This window comes from Vulcanimicrobium alpinum (genome assembly GCF_027923555.1).
Taxonomy (GTDB): Bacteria; Vulcanimicrobiota; Vulcanimicrobiia; order Vulcanimicrobiales; family Vulcanimicrobiaceae; genus Vulcanimicrobium; species Vulcanimicrobium alpinum.
In genome coordinates this window covers 831,103-847,994 of sequence record NZ_AP025523.1, presented here as the reverse complement: position 1 = coordinate 847,994, position 16,892 = coordinate 831,103, and the positions used below count along the sequence as shown (strand labels likewise).

17 protein-coding genes are annotated in these 16,892 nt (G+C 69.0%); 6 read left to right on the top strand and 11 right to left on the bottom strand.

Annotated elements, in window-relative coordinates:
- Position 1: 1 nt before the first annotated feature.
- From WPS_RS04190 to WPS_RS04165, 6 genes are all read right to left on the bottom strand, one after another.
- Positions 2-1,009 carry a TRAP transporter substrate-binding protein gene (locus WPS_RS04190; RefSeq protein ID WP_317996598.1) on the bottom strand — a complete coding sequence of 336 codons (1,008 nt, stop codon included), beginning with the start codon at positions 1,007-1,009 and terminating at the stop codon, positions 2-4.
- Positions 1,010-1,056: 47 nt separating this feature from the next.
- Positions 1,057-2,316, bottom strand: coding sequence for a CaiB/BaiF CoA transferase family protein (locus tag WPS_RS04185; RefSeq protein WP_317996597.1), 1,260 nt, complete (start codon positions 2,314-2,316; stop codon positions 1,057-1,059).
- A 31-nt stretch (positions 2,317-2,347) separates the two neighbouring features.
- The gene (locus tag WPS_RS04180) at positions 2,348-2,839 is read right to left on the bottom strand and encodes a hypothetical protein (RefSeq protein WP_317996596.1); all 492 of its coding nucleotides are present in this window, start codon (positions 2,837-2,839) and stop codon (positions 2,348-2,350) included.
- 56 nt (positions 2,840-2,895) lie between these two features.
- Positions 2,896-4,401, bottom strand: a complete 1,506-nt coding sequence (locus WPS_RS04175) for an ABC transporter substrate-binding protein (protein WP_317996595.1) — start codon at positions 4,399-4,401, stop codon at positions 2,896-2,898.
- A gap of 128 nt (positions 4,402-4,529) precedes the next feature.
- Positions 4,530-7,193: a pyruvate, phosphate dikinase gene (gene ppdK, locus WPS_RS04170; RefSeq protein WP_317997490.1), complete on the bottom strand. Its 2,664-nt coding sequence runs from the start codon at positions 7,191-7,193 to the stop codon at positions 4,530-4,532.
- Between the two features lie 229 nt (positions 7,194-7,422).
- A complete protein-coding gene (locus WPS_RS04165) occupies positions 7,423-8,094 on the bottom strand; it encodes a 2OG-Fe(II) oxygenase (protein WP_317996594.1) in 672 nt (223 codons plus the stop codon).
- A gap of 142 nt (positions 8,095-8,236) precedes the next feature.
- Between WPS_RS04165 and WPS_RS04160 the strand changes: the two genes are divergently transcribed.
- The 3 genes from WPS_RS04160 to WPS_RS04150 all read left to right on the top strand — a co-directional run bounded on the left by WPS_RS04160 (position 8,237) and on the right by WPS_RS04150 (position 9,863).
- Positions 8,237-8,887, top strand: a complete 651-nt coding sequence (locus WPS_RS04160; RefSeq protein ID WP_317996593.1) for an alpha/beta hydrolase — start codon at positions 8,237-8,239, stop codon at positions 8,885-8,887.
- A gap of 8 nt (positions 8,888-8,895) precedes the next feature.
- On the top strand, positions 8,896-9,441 hold the full coding sequence (locus WPS_RS04155) for a YceI family protein (RefSeq protein ID WP_317996592.1): 546 nt from the start codon (positions 8,896-8,898) through the stop codon (positions 9,439-9,441).
- A gap of 71 nt (positions 9,442-9,512) precedes the next feature.
- A complete protein-coding gene (locus WPS_RS04150; protein ID WP_317996591.1) occupies positions 9,513-9,863 on the top strand; it encodes a winged helix-turn-helix transcriptional regulator in 351 nt (116 codons plus the stop codon).
- A 190-nt stretch (positions 9,864-10,053) separates the two neighbouring features.
- Here WPS_RS04150 and WPS_RS04145 read toward each other — a convergent pair whose 3' ends face one another.
- The gene (locus WPS_RS04145; RefSeq protein ID WP_317996590.1) at positions 10,054-10,359 is read right to left on the bottom strand and encodes a hypothetical protein; all 306 of its coding nucleotides are present in this window, start codon (positions 10,357-10,359) and stop codon (positions 10,054-10,056) included.
- A 222-nt stretch (positions 10,360-10,581) separates the two neighbouring features.
- On the opposite strand from WPS_RS04145, the gene WPS_RS04140 reads away from it, so the two are divergent.
- Positions 10,582-10,971 (top strand): hypothetical protein, encoded by a 390-nt coding sequence (locus WPS_RS04140; protein WP_317996589.1) that lies wholly within the window; start codon positions 10,582-10,584, stop codon positions 10,969-10,971.
- Between the two features lie 34 nt (positions 10,972-11,005).
- Here the strand turns inward: WPS_RS04140 and WPS_RS04135 are convergent, their stop codons facing one another.
- From WPS_RS04135 to WPS_RS04120, 4 genes are all read right to left on the bottom strand, one after another.
- Positions 11,006-11,860, bottom strand: a complete 855-nt coding sequence (locus WPS_RS04135) for an ABC transporter permease subunit (RefSeq protein ID WP_317996588.1) — start codon at positions 11,858-11,860, stop codon at positions 11,006-11,008.
- Positions 11,857-12,693, bottom strand: coding sequence for an ABC transporter ATP-binding protein (locus WPS_RS04130; RefSeq protein ID WP_317996587.1), 837 nt, complete (start codon positions 12,691-12,693; stop codon positions 11,857-11,859). Before WPS_RS04130 ends, WPS_RS04135 begins: the two co-directional genes overlap by 4 nt.
- Positions 12,693-13,538, bottom strand: a complete 846-nt coding sequence (locus tag WPS_RS04125; protein ID WP_317996586.1) for a hypothetical protein — start codon at positions 13,536-13,538, stop codon at positions 12,693-12,695. The genes WPS_RS04130 and WPS_RS04125 overlap by 1 nt, the downstream gene beginning before the upstream one ends.
- A 576-nt stretch (positions 13,539-14,114) precedes the next feature.
- Complete coding sequence (locus WPS_RS04120) at positions 14,115-14,276, bottom strand: hypothetical protein (RefSeq protein WP_317996585.1); 162 nt, start codon at positions 14,274-14,276, stop codon at positions 14,115-14,117.
- Positions 14,277-14,611: 335 nt separating this feature from the next.
- Between WPS_RS04120 and WPS_RS04115 the strand changes: the two genes are divergently transcribed.
- Positions 14,612-16,060, top strand: a complete 1,449-nt coding sequence (locus WPS_RS04115; RefSeq protein ID WP_317996584.1) for a WD40/YVTN/BNR-like repeat-containing protein — start codon at positions 14,612-14,614, stop codon at positions 16,058-16,060.
- Entirely contained in the window at positions 15,961-16,878 is a 918-nt protein-coding gene (locus WPS_RS04110; RefSeq protein WP_317996583.1) for a hypothetical protein, read from the top strand. Before WPS_RS04115 ends, WPS_RS04110 begins: the two co-directional genes overlap by 100 nt.
- The last annotated feature ends 14 nt before the right edge of the window (positions 16,879-16,892 follow it).

Below are 16,892 nucleotides of genomic sequence, written 5' to 3'. Positions count from 1 at the left end.
CTTACGCCAGCTTGTTCGCGTATTTTTCGAGTGCGGTCCAGGCCTTCTCGCCGAACTCGTCCTTCCAGCGCTCGTAGTACTTCGCGTCCTGCAGCTTCTTCTTGAAACTGTTCTTGTCGACGTCGTTGAACTGCATCCCGCGGCGCTGTAATTTTTCACGCACGGATTTGTTGAGCTGGACGTTGTCGTTGCGCGCGAGCAAGGTCGCTGCACTCATCTCTTTGGAGATGATGTCCTGGTACGACTTGCCGAGCTTCGTCCACACGTCGGGATTGAAGAGCGTCCAGTAGCCCGACCAGATGTGGTCGGACATCGAGACGTACTTCTGCACCTCGTAGAACTTCTGCTGGTCGATGAGGAGCAGCGGGTTCTCCTGGGCGTCGATGACGTGCGTCTGCAGGGACGTATAGAGCTCGCTCAGCGCGATCGGCGACGGCGACGCGCCCAGCGACTGGAAGGTGTCGACGCGAATCTTCCCCGGCGAGACGCGGATCTTCAGACCCGCCAGGTCGTTGACGTTGCGGATCGGCTTCGTCGACGTCGTGATCTCGCGGAAGCCGTTCTCCCAGATCTTGTCGAGCACGACGAGGCCCTTGGAGCGGAACTCGTCGCGGATCACGGCGCCCAGGTCGCCGTCCATCGCGCGGAAGACCGTCTCGCGATTGGGAAACGCGTAGGCGAGGTTTTCGATCGACGCCAGCGGGACGATTGCGTTGAGAAACGCGCCGGGCATCGCCAGCGCATCGATCGCGCCGCTGCGGATCTGCGAGATCATCGACGGGTCGCTGCCGAGCACGCTGGTGGGGAACGACTTGATCTGCACGCGCCCGCCGGTCGCTTTCGCGATCTTGGCGAACGCCTCGACCGAGCGGACGTTGATCGGATGCTCGACGGGGAGATCGTGCCCGTACTTCAGCGTGAAATCGGCGGCGCGGGCCGGCGTCACGATCGCGATCGACGCGATCGTCGCGGCGGAACCGGCGACGAATCCTTGACGAGTCACGGGCATAGGACAGTCCTCCTGGGAAAAGGCGCGGGCGACGCGTGTTTCGGGGGTTACGTCCCCGACGTGGCGCGGTCCCGCGCTTGGTGCGATCCCGCTCGAAATCGCGGATCGTCGATCGCTCCCGCGTCCGCCAGCCCGCGCAGCTCGTCCTCGCTCAGCCCGAGATCGCGCGCGAGCACGTCGGCGGTGTCGCGACCGACGTCGCTGGGACCGGGGCGCAGCGGCGGCGCACCGGCGTGCGCGAAGCGCGGGAACGGCGCGTTGATCGTCACCTCGCCGAGCTCGGGATCGTCGAGCCGCACCAGCGATCCGCGCGCAACGATCTGCGGGTTCTCGGCGACGGAGTCGATCGACTCGAGCGGCCCGACCGCACAGCCCGCAGCCGTGAAGGCGGCGATCGCTTCGTCACGCGTGTGCTGCGCGCAGAATCCCTCGATCAGCGCGTCGAGCGCCTCGGCATTCGCGACGCGTTCGACGTTCGAGCGAAAACGCGGATCGGCGGGCAGCGCGTCGCCGCCGATCGTGCGCAGGACGCGCTCGGCGAGCTCCTGCGTGCTCCCGGAAAGCGCGACGTATGCGCCGTCGCCGCAGCGATAGGCGCCGCGCGGCGCGGTGTCTTCCATCCGATTGCCCAGCCGCCGATGTACGTTGCCGGTCGCCGCGAACTCGGTGATCTGCGATTCGACCAGTTTCATCACCGCTTCGTAGATCGCGAAATCGATCACCTCGCCGTCTCCGGTGCGCAGGCGCCGGGCGTAGGCCGCGCAGACCGCCGCGGCGGCGGCTTGTCCGGCCATCACGTCGGCGAGCGGGAAGGCCGGCAGCAGCGGCGGCCGATCGTCGTAGCCCGAGACCGCCGCGATTCCGGTTATCGCCTCGGCAAGCGTCCCGAACCCTGCACGTTCGCGGTACGGCCCGTCCTGACCGAACGCCGTCACCCGCAGGATGACGAGCTGCGGGGACGCCGCGAGCAGCCACTCGGGTCCGAGATTCCAGCGTTCGAGCGTTCCCGGCCGGAAGTTTTCGACGAACACGTCGAACTGCGGGAGCCAGCGCAGCAGCAGCGCCTGCGCGTGCGCGTGGTGCAGGTCGAGCGCGACGCTGCGCTTGTTGCGGCCCAGCGCTTTCCAGTGCAGGCCGATCCCGTCTTGCTGCGCGCCGTAGCGGCGCACGTGATCGCCCGAGCCGGGCCGCTCGATCTTCACCACCTCGGCTCCGAAATCGGCCAGCATCGCCGCGGTCGACGGCGCCGCGATCATCGTCGAACAGTCGAGCACGCGCACGCCCGCGAGCGGACCACTCTGCGTCATGCGCGCTCAGTTCCTATCCCGGCGGACGCGCTCACGCACCGTCGTGCATCGCGCGCATCATCTCGTGCATCCGGTCGCGGTTGACGCCGAGCATCACGAGCACCCGTCCCGCGGTCGGCGCCCCGCGCGCATCCGGCGGCGCTGCGCCTGGCGGCGGTCCCTGCGGCGCTCCGGGCGGCGGATTCCCGTCGCGGTGGAACGACGCGACGGCTTTGTCGTGCGCCGCGAGCACGGCTTTGCTCTCGTCGGCGGTCAGGAGGCCGTCGATCTGCGCGGCCGCGGCGCGCGGATCGTTGAGCTTCCCGCTGTTGAGCTGATCGAGAATCGCCTGCACCTGCGTGCGGTGCGCCGCCGAGAGTGCGCCGAGCGCCGCCGCGCGCGCATCGTCGCGCGCACGCTCCATGCGCGCGCGCATCTCCGGCGGGGGACCGCCGGGAGCGGAATCGGGCGCGGACTGCGCGGCCGCGCCGAGCGGGAGGCCGATCGCGAGCGCCGCGGCGGCCAACGAGAGGACGTGTTTCATGCACTCACCATACGGCCGCTTTCATTGAGGCTGCTGTGAAGGCGGCGCCGTGCCGCTCACCACGACCATTCGTGGGCGTTCCAGGTGGCGATCGACGGATTCGGCGCGAAACCGCGCAGCCCGGCGTCGGCCGCGTCGATGTTCTTGGGCCAGAACACGAAGACCGCCGGGACGTCGTGCACCAGAAGTTCCTGGCTGCGCGCGTAGGCGCGCTTGCGGGCGGCGAGGTCGAACGTGCGCAGGCCCGCGGTCTGCGCCGCGTCCATCTCGCGATTGCAGTAGCGCGAGTAGTTCTGCCCGTTGGGCGGGATTGCGCCGCACGTGAAGCGGCCCGAACTGTCGGGATCGACGCCGAGCGTCATCGTGTACCAGGCCAGATCGAACTTGCCGGCCTGGTAGATCCCGCCGGCCGCGTAGGCGTTGAACATCATCTGGGTCGTGAAGCCCTTGAGCTGCGCGTCGATCCCCACCTCGCGCAGGTACGATTGGATCTGCACCGCGATCAGCCGCGCCGCGATGTTGTTCTGCGAATACGCGAAGGTGAGGCTGAGCGGGCGGCCCGCCTTTTGCACGATCCCGCCGGGTCCCGGCACGTAGCCTGCGTCGCGCAAAAACGCGCGGGCGCGCGCCGGATCGTGGGGCTGGGCGCGCGCGTTGGGGTCGTAGGCCCACATGAACGACGGGAGGTCGGCGCCGGCGACGGTACCCGCGCCGTACGCGAAGTTGCGCACGATCGCATCTTTATCGATCGCCGCCGCGATCGCGCGCCGCACGCGCGGATCGCGCAGCGCGTCGTGCGTCGTGTTCATCAGCAGGTTCGCCGCGCCGTGGACGTTGCTGAGCACCGCACGCGTCCCGGGGATGCCGCGCATCTGACCGTACGCGTTGACTGACATCTCCGCGAAGACGTCGAGTTCGTGCGTGCGCATCTGCGTGACGAGCGTGTTCTCGTCGGGGACGAAGCGCACGCTGATGCGGCGGAGCTTCGGCTTGCCCAGGTAATAGTCGTCGTTGGCGTCGAGCTCGACCGACGAGCCGCGGTCCCAGCGGACGACCTTGAACGGACCCGTCCCGACCGGGTGCTGGTTGAAGTCGACTTCGTTGAGGTTCGGGTAACGCCCGAGCAGATGCTCGGGCAGAATCGGGCCGCACGTGTCGTCGCCGAAGAGCGTCGTGATCGCCGGCGCGTACGGCTCCTTCAACCGAAAGACGACCGTGTACGGATCAGGCGTCGCCACCGACGCGATCTGATCGTACCCGTGACGGTTCGGGACGTTGTTCGCCGGGTTCATGATCGCGTGATACGAGAACGCGACGTCCTTGCTCGTGAACGGCACGCCGTCGTGCCACTTCACGTTACGGCGCAGGTGATAGGTCAGCGTGCGGCCGTCGCGGCTGATCCCGCCGTTGCGCAGCGACGGCACCTCGGCGGCGAGACGCGGCACGAGCGTCCGGCCGTCGCTGCCGACCGAGATCAGCACGTCGAACGCAAGCCGGTCGACGGTGTTCGCGTAGTCGTCGAGCGAGAAGAGCGGCGAGAGCGAACGCGGCTCGGTCGTCATTCCGAGCCGCAATGGGCGAGGATCGGCGGCAGACGCGGGCCGACCGCCGGCGACGCCGACGAAAACGGCCAACGCACCGGCGACCGCCGCAAAACGCGTGACGCGGCGCTTCGACAAGCTCAGCGTGACTAGGCGAGGGCGGCTTGTGCGGCGGCGAGGCGGGCGATCGGGACGCGGTAGGGCGAGCAGGAGACGTAGTCGAGGCCGAGTTCGTTGCAGAACGCGACGCTCGACGGCTCGCCGCCGTGCTCACCGCAGATCCCGATCTTCAGATCGCCGCGCGCGGCGCGGCCGCGCTCGACGCCGAGCCGCATCAGGCCGCCGACGCCGACGCGGTCGAGGACCTGGAACGGATCGTCCTTGAGGATCTTCTTCTCGAGATACCGCGGAATGAACGACGACTCGGCGTCGTCGCGGCTGTAGCCGTACGTTGTCTGCGTGAGGTCGTTGGTGCCGAAGCTGAAGAACTGCGCGATCGAGGCCAGCTCACCCGCCACCACGCACGCGCGCGGCAGCTCGATCATCGTGCCGATGCGGTACGGAACCGGCGTGCCGTGCGCGAGGATCACCTCGTCGGCGACCGACTTCACCGCATCGTACGTCGTCTGCATCTCCTCGCGGGTGCCGACGCCGGGGATCATCACGTCGGGCCGCGCGTCGACGCCGCGGGCGCGCAGTTCGCACGACGCCTCGAAGATCGCGCGCACCTGCATCGCATAGATCTCGGGATAGACGATCCCGAGACGGCAGACCCGCAGGCCCAGCATCGGGTTCTGCTCGTGCAGCGCGCGGACGCGTCCGAGCACGCGCATCTTCTCGACGTAGACCGGATCGCTCTCGCCCTTGGTGATCCGCAGTTCGGTCGTCTCGACGAGCAATTGCTCGAGCGACGGCAGAAACTCGTGCAGCGGCGGGTCGAGGAGCCGGATCGTGACCGGATAACCGGCCATCGCTGCGAGGATCCCGGCAAAGTCGTCTTTCTGGAACGGCAGCAATTGCGCGAGCGCCTTGGCGCGCGCCTGCGGCGTATCGCTGATGATCATGCGCTGGACGACCGGGAGCCGTTCCTTCTGCATGAACATGTGCTCGGTGCGGCAGAGGCCGATCCCGGTCGCGCCGAGATCGCGCGCCCGCTGCGCATCGTCGGGCGTGTCGGCGTTCGCCCACACTTCCATCCGCGCGGCCGCATCGGCCCACCCGAGGAACGACGCCAGCCACTCCGGCGGCTGCGACGGCGGCGGGATCAGCGTCAGCTTGCCGACGACGACCTTGCCGGTCGTCCCGTCGATGGTGATCCAGTCGCCTTCGTGCAGGACGTGCGTGCCGATCGTCGCGGTCTTCGCGCGCCCGTCGATCGTCATCGCGTCGAAGCCGGCGACGCACGGCCGTCCCATCCCGCGCGCGACGACCGCGGCGTGCGAGGTCGCGCCGCCGCGCGACGTCAGGACGCCTTTCGCGGCGATCATCCCGTGCACGTCGTCCGGTGCGGTCTCGACGCGCACGAGAATCACGCTCTCGCCCTTCGCGCCGCGCTCCGCCGCCGTGTCGGCGTCGAAAACGACCTGCCCGGTCGCCGCGCCGGGCGACGCGTTGAGGCCGACGCCGGCCACCTCGAACTGCTCGTTCGGGTCGATCCGCGCGTGGAACAGCTGATCGAGCGACGCGGCGTCGACGCGCGCGACCGCGTCGTTTTGCGTGATCAGGCCGTCGCGCGCAAGATCGAGCGCGATCTTGACCGCCGCCTCCGCACTGCGCTTTCCGCTGCGCGTCTGCAGCATCCAGAGCTTCCCGCGTTCGACGGTGAACTCGAGATCCTGCATGTCTTTGTAGTGCGTCTCGAGCTGGTGCGCGATCGCGACGAACTGCGCGTAGACGTCGGGCTGACTGTTCTGCAGGTCGGCGATCTTCATCGGCGTGCGGATCCCGGCGACGACGTCCTCGCCCTGCGCATTGCGCAAATACTCGCCGAAGAGGAGCTTTTCGCCGGTGTTGGGATCGCGCGTGAACGCCACGCCGGTCCCCGAGTCATCACCGAGGTTGCCGAACACCATCGAGCACACGCTCACCGCGGTGCCCCAGTCGTCGGGGATTTTGTTGTACTTGCGGTAATCGATCGCGCGCTTGGAGTTCCACGAGTCGAACACCGCCTCGATCGCGAGTTCGAGCTGTTCGTGAACGTCCTGCGGGAACGGCGCGCCGGTGTGGATGCGCACGATCTCGCGGAACTGCGCGATCACTTCCTTCCAGCGGTCGGCGGTGAGTTCGGGATCGGTCGCGACGCCGGCTTTCTGCTTCGCCTCGTCGACGACGCGGTCGAACTGATCTTTCTCGATGCCGAGCACGACGTTCCCGAACATCGCCATGAAGCGGCGGTAGGCGTCATACGCGAAGCGCTCGTTGGACGTCAGGCGCGCCAGGCCGGCGACGGTCTCGTCGTTGAGGCCGAGGTTGAGGATCGTGTCCATCATCCCCGGCATCGAGACTCGGGCGCCGCTGCGCACCGAGACCAGCAGCGGGTTCGCCGCGACGCCGAACTGCTTGCCGGTCCGCGACTCGAGTTCGTCCATCGCGGCGCGGACCTCGTCGCCGAGCCCCGGCGGCAGGTGCCCCCCGGAGTCGAAGTACGCCAAGCACGTCTCGGTCGTGATCGTGAACCCCGGCGGGACCGGCAGCCCGGCGCGCGTCATCTCCGCCAGGCCGGCGCCCTTACCGCCCAGCAGGTCGCGCATCGATCCATCACCCTGATCGAAGAACCAAAGACGCTTGGTCGCGCTCTGGCTCGGGGCAGTCATCACCGCCTCGGACACCGCTACGTTACCTCCCTGACCGGGCGTGCGTGGAAACGAATTGTACCGCAACGTCCGTGATACGGAAGTTTTCTGCATCGAGTCCATGCCCTGCACATTTCCCGGCTCTCGCCGACTTCAAGCAGGCGATTTCCGTTGTCCGCCCGGTGTGACGGCGATGATATACCAAGCAGGGAGCCCTTGTGATGCGCCGGATGGCCTAAGCAACCGGGGATCACCGCGCATCGTGGAAGATGAGCCCCAGGCTGAACCGCTCCCCGGAGCGCAGCTCGCTGACCCCGTGGCGAACCCGGGTGCGGAACGCTCCGCGGGCACCCTGTACCGGCCGCACCGCATTGGGGAACACGACCGCATCGCCGAGCCCCAGCGGAACGACGTGGACGAGGCTCTGCTTGCGCGGCCGCTGTTCGACCAGCACGAACTCGCCGCCGGCGAAGTCGGGGCCGGGTTCGCTCAGCAGTACCGTCGCCTGCAGCGGGAACGCGACCTCGCCGTAGAGGTCCTGGTGGAGCGCGTTGTGATCGCCCGGGCGATAGCGCAGGATCAGCGGGGTCGGCCGGGTCTGGCCGGCGGCGGCGCAGCGGGCCAGCATCTCCGCCAGCGTCGCGGGGTAGCGCGCGTTCTCGCCCAAGCGCTCCGACCAGCGGTTCGCGACCGGGAGCAGTTCCGCGTAGAGCCGCTCGCGCAGGGCGGCGATCGGTCCCGGGACCGGCGCGGCGAGGTACTTGTACACGCCGCGTCCGAATCCGACGCGCTCCATCACGACGGTCTTGCGGAATGCCGCCTCGTCGTCGAAGAGGGCGCGCAGCGCGGCGCAGCGCTCGCGGTCGAGGAGCGCGGGGATCACGGCATAGCCGCGCGCATCGAGTTCGACGGGATCGACCATCGGTCGATCGTACCGGTTCGGGCGGCGTCCGTCACTCCGGCGGTTGCGCGCGCGTCCGGCGCCGTGGTTTCCGCGAAGTAACTGCGTATGCGAAAAGTGCGTACTTCCGCGCCGGCCGCCGGTGCGTTACGATGCGCGAACCATGAACGTTCCCGAGCCCGTCGCACGCTGGCGGTGCGGATCGTGTGAGAACCGGCGCGGCGCGCTGATCGTGCTGCTGCACGGGCGCGGTGCCGACGAAGACGATCTCTTTCCGCTCGCGGATCTGCTGCCGCGCGAAGCGACCGTCGCGTCGCTGCGCGCACCGCACGACGCCGACGGATTCGGTTACACGTGGTACCGTCCGCGCGGCGTCGCGCAGCCCGAGCCCGCGTCGCTTTCGGCGTCGCTCGCCTACGTCGACGCGTTCCTGCGCGAACGCGCCGGCGATGCCGAGGAGATCTGGCTCGCCGGCTTCTCGGCCGGAGCGGTGATGGCCGGCGCGCTCGCGCTTCACGAACCCGCGCGGTTCGCCGGCGCCGCACTGCTGCACGGGCCGCTCGCGTTCGACGCGCCGGCGCCGCCGGCACCCGGCCGTCTCGACGTGCTCGAACTCTTCTTCGGTTACGGCGTCTTCGACGACGTCATCCCGGCCGCGGCGATCGCGCGCACGCGCGCGTACCTCCGCGACGAGAGCGGTGCGCGCCTCGAGGAGCACGCCTACCGCACCGGTCACGACCTTCCCGCGGACGAGCAGCGCGATCTCGCCGCGTGGTTTTCCGCTCGATTCGCCGCTTCGCTCAACCCCGCATAGGAGAACTCATGTCCGCCACCTCCGAAACGCTGCAGACCTACGCCATCGACGCAGCGCACTCCACCGCCGAATTCGTCGTCCGCCATTTGGTCATCAGCAAAGTCCGCGGACGCTTCGGCAAAGTCGCCGGCACGATCCACGTCCCCGACGGCTCCGAGGTTCCGACCGACGTCACCGCCGAGATCGACGCGACGACGATCGACACGCGCGAAGAACAGCGCGACGGTCACCTGAAATCGGCCGACTTCCTGCACGTCGACCAGCATCCGACGATCACGTTCAAAAGCACGAACATCGCCGGCAGCGGATCGTCGTTCACGATCGTCGGCGATCTGACCATCCGCGGCGTCACGAAGTCCGTCGAACTCGACGCGCAGTTCGACGGCCGCGGCAAAGACCCGTGGGGCGGCTCGCGCATCGCGTTCAGCGCCGAGACGAAGATCAACCGCAAAGACTTCGGCCTGAACTGGAACCAGGCGCTCGAGACGGGCGGCGTGATGGTCAGCGACGAGGTCAGGATCGAATTGAACGTCCAGGCCGTCCTGCAGGCGTAGTGCGCGCGACGCGGCGGCGTCCGCGCAACCCCGGGAGCCGCGCACCGGTCGTCATCCGCGAAGGAGACCTGATGACGCCTCTCGAGCTGCCGGACGCCGTCGCAACGCTCTTCGCATCACCGCCGCCGGACGATTGTCCGGTGCAGCGCGCGATCGATCAGATCGCCGACAAGTGGAAACTGCGCATCCTGCTCGCGCTCTCGCGCGACGGCGTCGTCCGCTTCCGCGAACTCCAGCGGCGCCTCGACGGCGTCTCGCAGAAAGTGCTGACCAGCGCACTGCGCGAACTCGAACGCGACGGTCTGGTCACGCGCACCGCGTACGCCGAGATCCCGCCGCGCGTCGAATATCGCGCGAGCGAACGCTGCGCGTCGCTCCTCCCGATCCTCGCGCAACTGCAGGAGTGGGCGTCGCGCGGGTAACCGGTCGAACGGGTCAGGGAGCGGAGAACTGGCCGTCGAGTCGTGCGACGTTTCTCAGCCGCGGCGTAGTCAGTCCGCACTCGCAAGGGTTCGCGAAGCACCATCGCACGGTCGCCCGTTGCCAGACGCAACAATTGCGTCCCAGTATGCGCGCACGCTTCATGGTTCGAATCGACGCCGCAGAGATGGGTTACGACGACTCGGCCCGTCGCCGCGTTTGCAACGGCCGGCCAGACGAGTCGACGACTTCGACGAGGACATGGCCCTGCGCTACGTGATAATCGCCGAAATGCTCGACGCATGAGACGGCGAACGGAGCGAATTCTGAAGAACCGTAGAGATTGCTGATCGTCTCAACGCCCTGCTCGCGGGCCGTCGCGATCGTCGTTGGGTCGAAGAGTCCGCTGCCGCCGGCCCACCAACGCACGCCGTGCCGTGAGAGAAAGTTCGGTTCGATTTCGAGAACGTCAGCGAGACCGATGCCTTTACCGCGCACCGCTGTGCAGGCAGAACCAGCGTGTCGAAGTCAAAAAGCTCCGATTGCATCGATGTCGGAAAGGCCTCCTCGGTATGATGGCTGCGATCGAAGACCGTCCCGCCCATGTGCTCGAAGACATCGTGATAAAATGGACCTGTGACGTGCGATTGGCTGTAACCGTTGAAAACGGACGGCTTCTCCATCGGCGCTCGGCGTGCAAGGACGCGAGACATCGAAACGATGACGGCAGCCCAATCGCTGCGCGTCCAAAAGTTCACCGTCGGCGAGCCGGTCGTGCCGCTCGTCCAGCGTCCGATTCGAATGTCCGTCGATGCGGTCTCCGGCAACAGATCACGCGGGCGAACATTGCGGAGTTCGGCTTTCGTGAAAATCGGGATGCGAGCGAGGTCCGCGCGGCGATTCGATGCGGCGCACGTCAACGCCGGCTTTATCGAGTCGCGCCGACCAGAACGGCACTTCGTCATGCAAGAAAGCGAGTTGCTGCCGCAGCACATCCAAGAGAACCGCGTCGCGGACTCGGATGTCCAGTGTGTCGAAACCGGGATCGGCGAGGTTTACCTTCGGCATCGCTTCCTCTCACGACGCGCAGTCCGCGCGGAGTCATTTTGACGGACGGGATACCCGAGGCTCATCGCACGTCCCCTCACAGGTCGCGGGTGCGGAACAGCAGCAGCGCGGCCGCGGTCACGACGACGATCCAGCCTGCGGCCCACGTGACGAGCGCGATCGGCGGCGGGGCGGTCACCGCGAACGGATTCGCCGTCGTCGCGCTCGCGGTGCCGGCCGCCGCGGTGAAGACTGCGGGCTGCAGCGCGTAGAGCGCTCCGCGCCAGAGCGCGTCGGAGGGAAAGAGCAGCGCGACGATCGTCCCCGCGTCGGCGAGCGGCCGGTTCGCGAGCGCGAGCCCGATCGCTTCGACGATCCCGCCGATCCACGCGAGACCGAAGCACAATGCCGCAACGATCCCCGCCGCGAGCGCCGGGAGCCGCGCCGCCAGCGCGATCGCCGCGCTCGACACCACCGCGCTCAGCGCGATGAGATACGCGAGCGCGACGAGCGGCTGCGGCGGCACGTAGCCGGTGATCGCGCGCGCGACGCCGAGCTCGGCGCCGCCCGCGAGCGCGACGTAGAGAGCGAGCGCCGCGAGCGTCCCGAGCCAGCGGCCCAGCACGACGTCGGCGCGCCGGATCGGCCGCGCCAGCAGCGCGAGGATCTCGCCGTTCGCGACGCCTTCGGCGAGCGCCGGCGCACCGATCAGCGCCGCGCCGAGCGCGAGCACGAACGAGAACAGAAACGCGAGCAGGATGACGATCCCGGCGGTCGCGGCGTGCACCGCCGGCGTTCCCAGCGGTGCGCCGTCGACGACCGTCGTCGCGAGCTTGTGCAGTCCCCAGGCGGTGAACGCGACGATGATCGCGGTGAGCAGCGCGACGGCGGCGACGAGTTTGCGGCGCGCGAGCTCGCGCAGGGTCAAGCCCGCGAAGAGCACGATCGTCACGACGGGCGCACCAGCGCGAGAAAGCGTTCCTCGAGCGAGGTATGCCGGGGCTCGACGGCCTGGATGCGCGCGCCGCCCTGCACGAGCCGCGCGACGAGTTCCGGAACCTCCGCGTTCGCGACGTCGTAGTCGTGCCAGCCGTCGTCGAGCAGGACGCGCACGCCGCGCGGTTCGCCGGTGAGCGCATCGACGGTGCCCTGCGCGATGACGCGTCCGCGGTCGACGATGCAGACGCGGTCGCAGACGCGTTCCACCTCGCCGAGCAGGTGCGAGTTCAAGAACACCGTCGTTCCCCGCGCGCGCAGGCGTTCGATCAGAGCGCGCACGTCGCTGCGGCCGAGCGGATCGAGCGCCGACGTCGGCTCGTCGAGGACGACCAGTTCGGGTTCGCCGAGCAGCGCAACCGCCAGGCCGAGCCGCTGCTGCATCCCTTTCGAAAACGTCTCCACGCGGTCGCCGGCGCGTTCGCGCAAACCGACCTCGTCGAGCACCGCGTCGATTGCGCGCGGCGCGCCGGCGAGCCGCATGAGACGCGCGTGCAGGGCGAGGACTTCACGCGCGCTCTGCCAGCCGGGATAGCGGAAGAGTTCGGGGAGATAGCCGACGCTGCGGCGCGCGCGGCGGTCGCCGAGCGGGCGCCCCAGGAGTTCGCCGTCGCCGCCGGTCGGGCGCACGATTCCCAGCAGCATCTTCACCGCGGTCGACTTGCCCGCGCCGTTGGGGCCGAGGAAACCGAGACACTCGCCGCGCGCGACGCGCAGCGTCAGACCGTGGAGTGCGTCGACGCGACCGTAGCGCTTCGCGAGCGCGCGGGCGACGATCGCATCGGCCACTACTTGAGCGCGTTCGCGACCGCGAGCAGTTCGCTCTGCGCGAGCGCGCCGCCGACCGCGTAGAGCTTCCCGTCTTTCGTCCACACGACGGCGGAGCCGATCCCCGTCTCGTCGCCGATCGCGAGACCCTTCACGCCGTCGACGTCGACGCTCGCGGCGGTCTGCTTGTCGAAGCGCACCGGGATCGGGAGCGTCTGCGTCGGGTCGCCGATCGCGCGCACTTCGGCCGCGAGGTGCGGCGGGATGCCGGGCTGTTCGGAGAACCAGCGCGCGAGCGTCGCGACCGGTGCGCCGTTCGCGCTCACGCTCGGCAGCGGCGCCTGCATCACGGTGAGAAACGAACGCGTCCGCTGACGGCGCCTCGACTCGTCGGGGCGCGGCATCGCGCCGTATTCGATCAGCGCGATCGGCCGCAGGGTCGCGGTGTAGACCGCGCCGTCGAGGCCGCCGGGCACCGGGGTGAACGCGACCTTGCGGCTGCGCGCCCACGCCCGCGCTTTCGCGCCGCTGAAGGTGAACGTGGTGCGCACGCGTCCGGTCACGCGGTAGTGCACGTCGGTCGCGAGCGCGGCGGGGACCGTCGCCGGGACGCGCAGCGCGTAGCCGGCTTCGTGGGCGGCTTCGGCGGCGGAGCCGACGTCCTCGACCGCCGGGCTGCGCGTCCCGCGGACCGTCCCGAACGCGTCGAGCGGCGGGAGCGCGCGCAGTGCTTTGACGTCGGCGGCCGTCACCGAAACGGCGCGCACCTGCTGCGGCTGAAACACCGAGAGCGGATCGGCGAGCACCGCGAGCGGAAGCCCAGCCGCGACGGCGAGCGCGAGAGCGGGACCGAATCGAGCGATCATACGATGACTTTGTATCACAGAGTTTTCTCCGGCGCAACGCGTGCCGAGCGTTCTACGGCCGCCCGGACGCCGGCGTTTCACCGTGGGGCCGACCCGCCATTCGTTTCGGAGAGCGAGCCAGGGGGACGGGACGATATGCCGACTTCGCGTACAGGTACGAGTGCATCGCGTACCGGTCGTCCTTTCCATTCTCATTCTTGCGTGCGGCGCAGCCGCGACCCCGACCGCCCGCGCCGCGGAGTCGCCTCGCGGAGCGGTAAGCCCGAGTCCCTCGCCGCGTCCGTCCGCGTCGCCGTCGCCCGCCCTGCAGTGGCGCAACATCGGGCCGGCCGTTTCTGGCGGACGCGTCGCCGCGGTCGCCGGCACGGACGCCGATCCGAATCTCTTCTACGCGGGCGCGGCTGGCGGCGGCGTGTGGAAGTCTACGAACGGCGGGATCGATTGGAGTCCGGTCTTCGATCGCGAGACGACGCAGTCGATCGGCTCGATCGCGATCTCGCCGAAGGACAAAAACGATGTGTGGGTGGGGACCGGCGAACCGTGGCCGCGCAACGACGTGATCCCGGGCGACGGGATCTACCATTCGACCGACGGCGGTAAGACGTGGGCGAAGATGGGGTTGGCGAGCACGTCGCAGATCGCGCGCGTGCTGATCGATCCGCGCGATCCGCGGCGCATCGTCGTCGCCGCGCTCGGCGATCCGTTCGCCGACAGCGCCGAACGCGGCGTCTTCCGCACGCTCGATGGGGGACCGACGTGGACGAAGACGCTCTACGCGGGGCCGAGTGTCGGCGCGTCGGACGTGGTGCGTGATCCGCAGCATCCCGACGTGCTCTTCGCGGGGATGTGGCGCTTCCGCCGCTCCGCCTGGCATCTCGACAGCGGCGGCGACGGCGACGGAATCTACAAATCGACCGACGGCGGCGCGACGTGGAGCGCATTGCATGCACCCGGACTTGCGAACGGAACGATCGGTCGAATTGGCCTGGCGATCGCGCCGAGCGACGGCAAGCGCATCTACGTGCTGATCGAATCGTCGCAGGGGATTCTGTGGCGATCCGACGACGTGGGCGATGACGTCGTCGAACACGCTCATCAACGAGCGGCCGTTCTACTACTCGCGCCTCGCCGTCGATCCGCACGACGAGAACCATCTCTTCTCGGTCTCGGTGAAGCTCGCCGAGAGCACGAACGGCGGCAAGACCTGGCACGAAAGCGGAAAGCGCCTGCACGGCGACCATCACGATCTGTGGATCGCCGCCGACGGCCGCACGATTCTGGAGGCGAACGACGGCGGCGTTGCGCTCTCGCGCGACGGCGGCGCGCGCTGGCAATGGCGCTACGTGCTGCCGATCTCGCTGGCGTGTCACGTCGGGTTCGATCTCGCCTCACCCTATCGCGTCTGCGGCGGAATGCAGGACAACGGCGCGTGGTGTGCGCCGTCGCGCACCGGCGACGATCGCGGGATCGGCGCGCACGACTGGACGCGCGTCGCCGGCGGCGACGGCACGTGGGTCGTCCCCGATCCGCACGATCCGTCGACGGTGTTCGCGTCGGCGGGCGGCGGCGACAATCAGGGCGAGACCGTGCGTTTCGACCGCACGCACGCGAGCACCGTGGATGTCTCGGTGTATCTGCGCAATCAGAACGTCGTTCCGCCGAGCGAACTGCAGTACCGCTTCAACTGGGAGACGCCGCTGGCGTTCTCGCCGCAGCATCCGCACGTGCTCTACACGGCGGGGAACGTCGCGTTCGTCTCCGCCGATCGCGGTGCGCACTGGCGTGCGATCAGCGGCGATCTCACCCGCAACCTGCGCGAACGGCAGACGCTCTCCGGCGGCGTGCGGCTCGACGTCACCGGCGCCGAGACGTTCGACACGATCCTCGCGATCGCACCCTCGCCGCTGGCCGACGGCCTGCTGTGGGTTTCCACCGACGACGGCCTCGTGCAGCTCACGCGCGACGGCGGCGCGAACTGGACGCGCGCCGAGATCCCCGGCGTCGACGCCGACGGACGGATCCCGTCGATCGCCGCCTCGGTGCATCGAGCGGGAACCGCGTATGTCGCGGTCGACCGCACTACGCCGGCGACCGTGCTCCCTACGTGTACGCGACCGACGACTTCGGCGCGCATTGGCGCGCGCTCACCGCCGGCTTGCCGCACGCCGAAGTGCACGTCGTGCGCGAAGACCCGCGCAATCCCGATGTCCTGTACGCCGGCACCGGGATCGGCGTGTGGTGGAGCGTCGATCGCGGCGCGTCTTGGAAACCGTTCCCGGCGCCGCTCCCCGCGGTCGAGGTGCGCGACCTCGCGGTGCAGCCGCAGACCGTCGACCTGCTCGCCGCGACGCACGGCCGCGGACTCTACGTGCTCGACGATCCGACGGCCCTGCGCGAGCTCGCGTCCGCGCAGGGCGCCGGCGTGCGGCTGTTTCCGCTCCGCGACGCACTGCCGCTGCAGCGGACGAGCATCGCCGGACATGCCGAGGGCGGCGTCGACGACGCGCCGCCGGCGACGGTGACATTCTATCAAGCGACGCCTGCGAAGACCGCGCCGACGATCGAGATCGTCGATGCGCGCGGCTGCGTCGTGCGCCGCATCGACGGGACGCACGAAGACGACGAAGGCAACGACGTCCCGAACGTGCCGAACAACGCCGGGCTGAACCGTGTAGTGTGGAACCTCGACGAGACGCCGCCCACGCCGTGGCGGCGCGCTGCGAAGTGGGATCGCGGCACCGACGGCGGCGTCGCGGTCCTCAGCGGGACGTACACGGTTCGTCTGCATCGCGACGGCATGACCTACACGCAGCCGATCCGCGTCCTGCGCGATCGGCGCGTCCGCAGCGATCTCGACGAGCGCGCGGGCTACGCGCTCGCGCGCACGCTGTACCGCCAGCTCGACGAGCTCGATACGGCGCTCAAAGGGCTCGACAACGTCCGCGTGCAGTTGGGCGAACGGACACCGTCGCTGAACGAGCCGACGCTGGCGGTGCGTGCGAACGGCGTCCTTGCGGCGGCGCGCTCGCTCGAGTCGTCGATCAGTTCGCAGCCGGTCAACGATCAGGACAACGACTTCCTACGCGATCTGCTGCGCGAGCGCGTCCTCTCGATGATCGGCAACATCGCCCCCGGCACGCCGCCGCAAGCCCAGCGCGACGAAACCGCATCGCTCGAACGCGAAACCCGCGACGCGGTCGCGCACTACGGCGCGTTCGTCGCGAACCACGTCGTCCCGCTCAACGCGGCGCTCAAGTCCGCCGGGATCGCGGTCGTCAACCTCGACGCCCTCCCTCCGAAAACCAAACCCGACCCCAACGCCGACGAACGCGCCCGCTAAGTCACGCCGAGCCT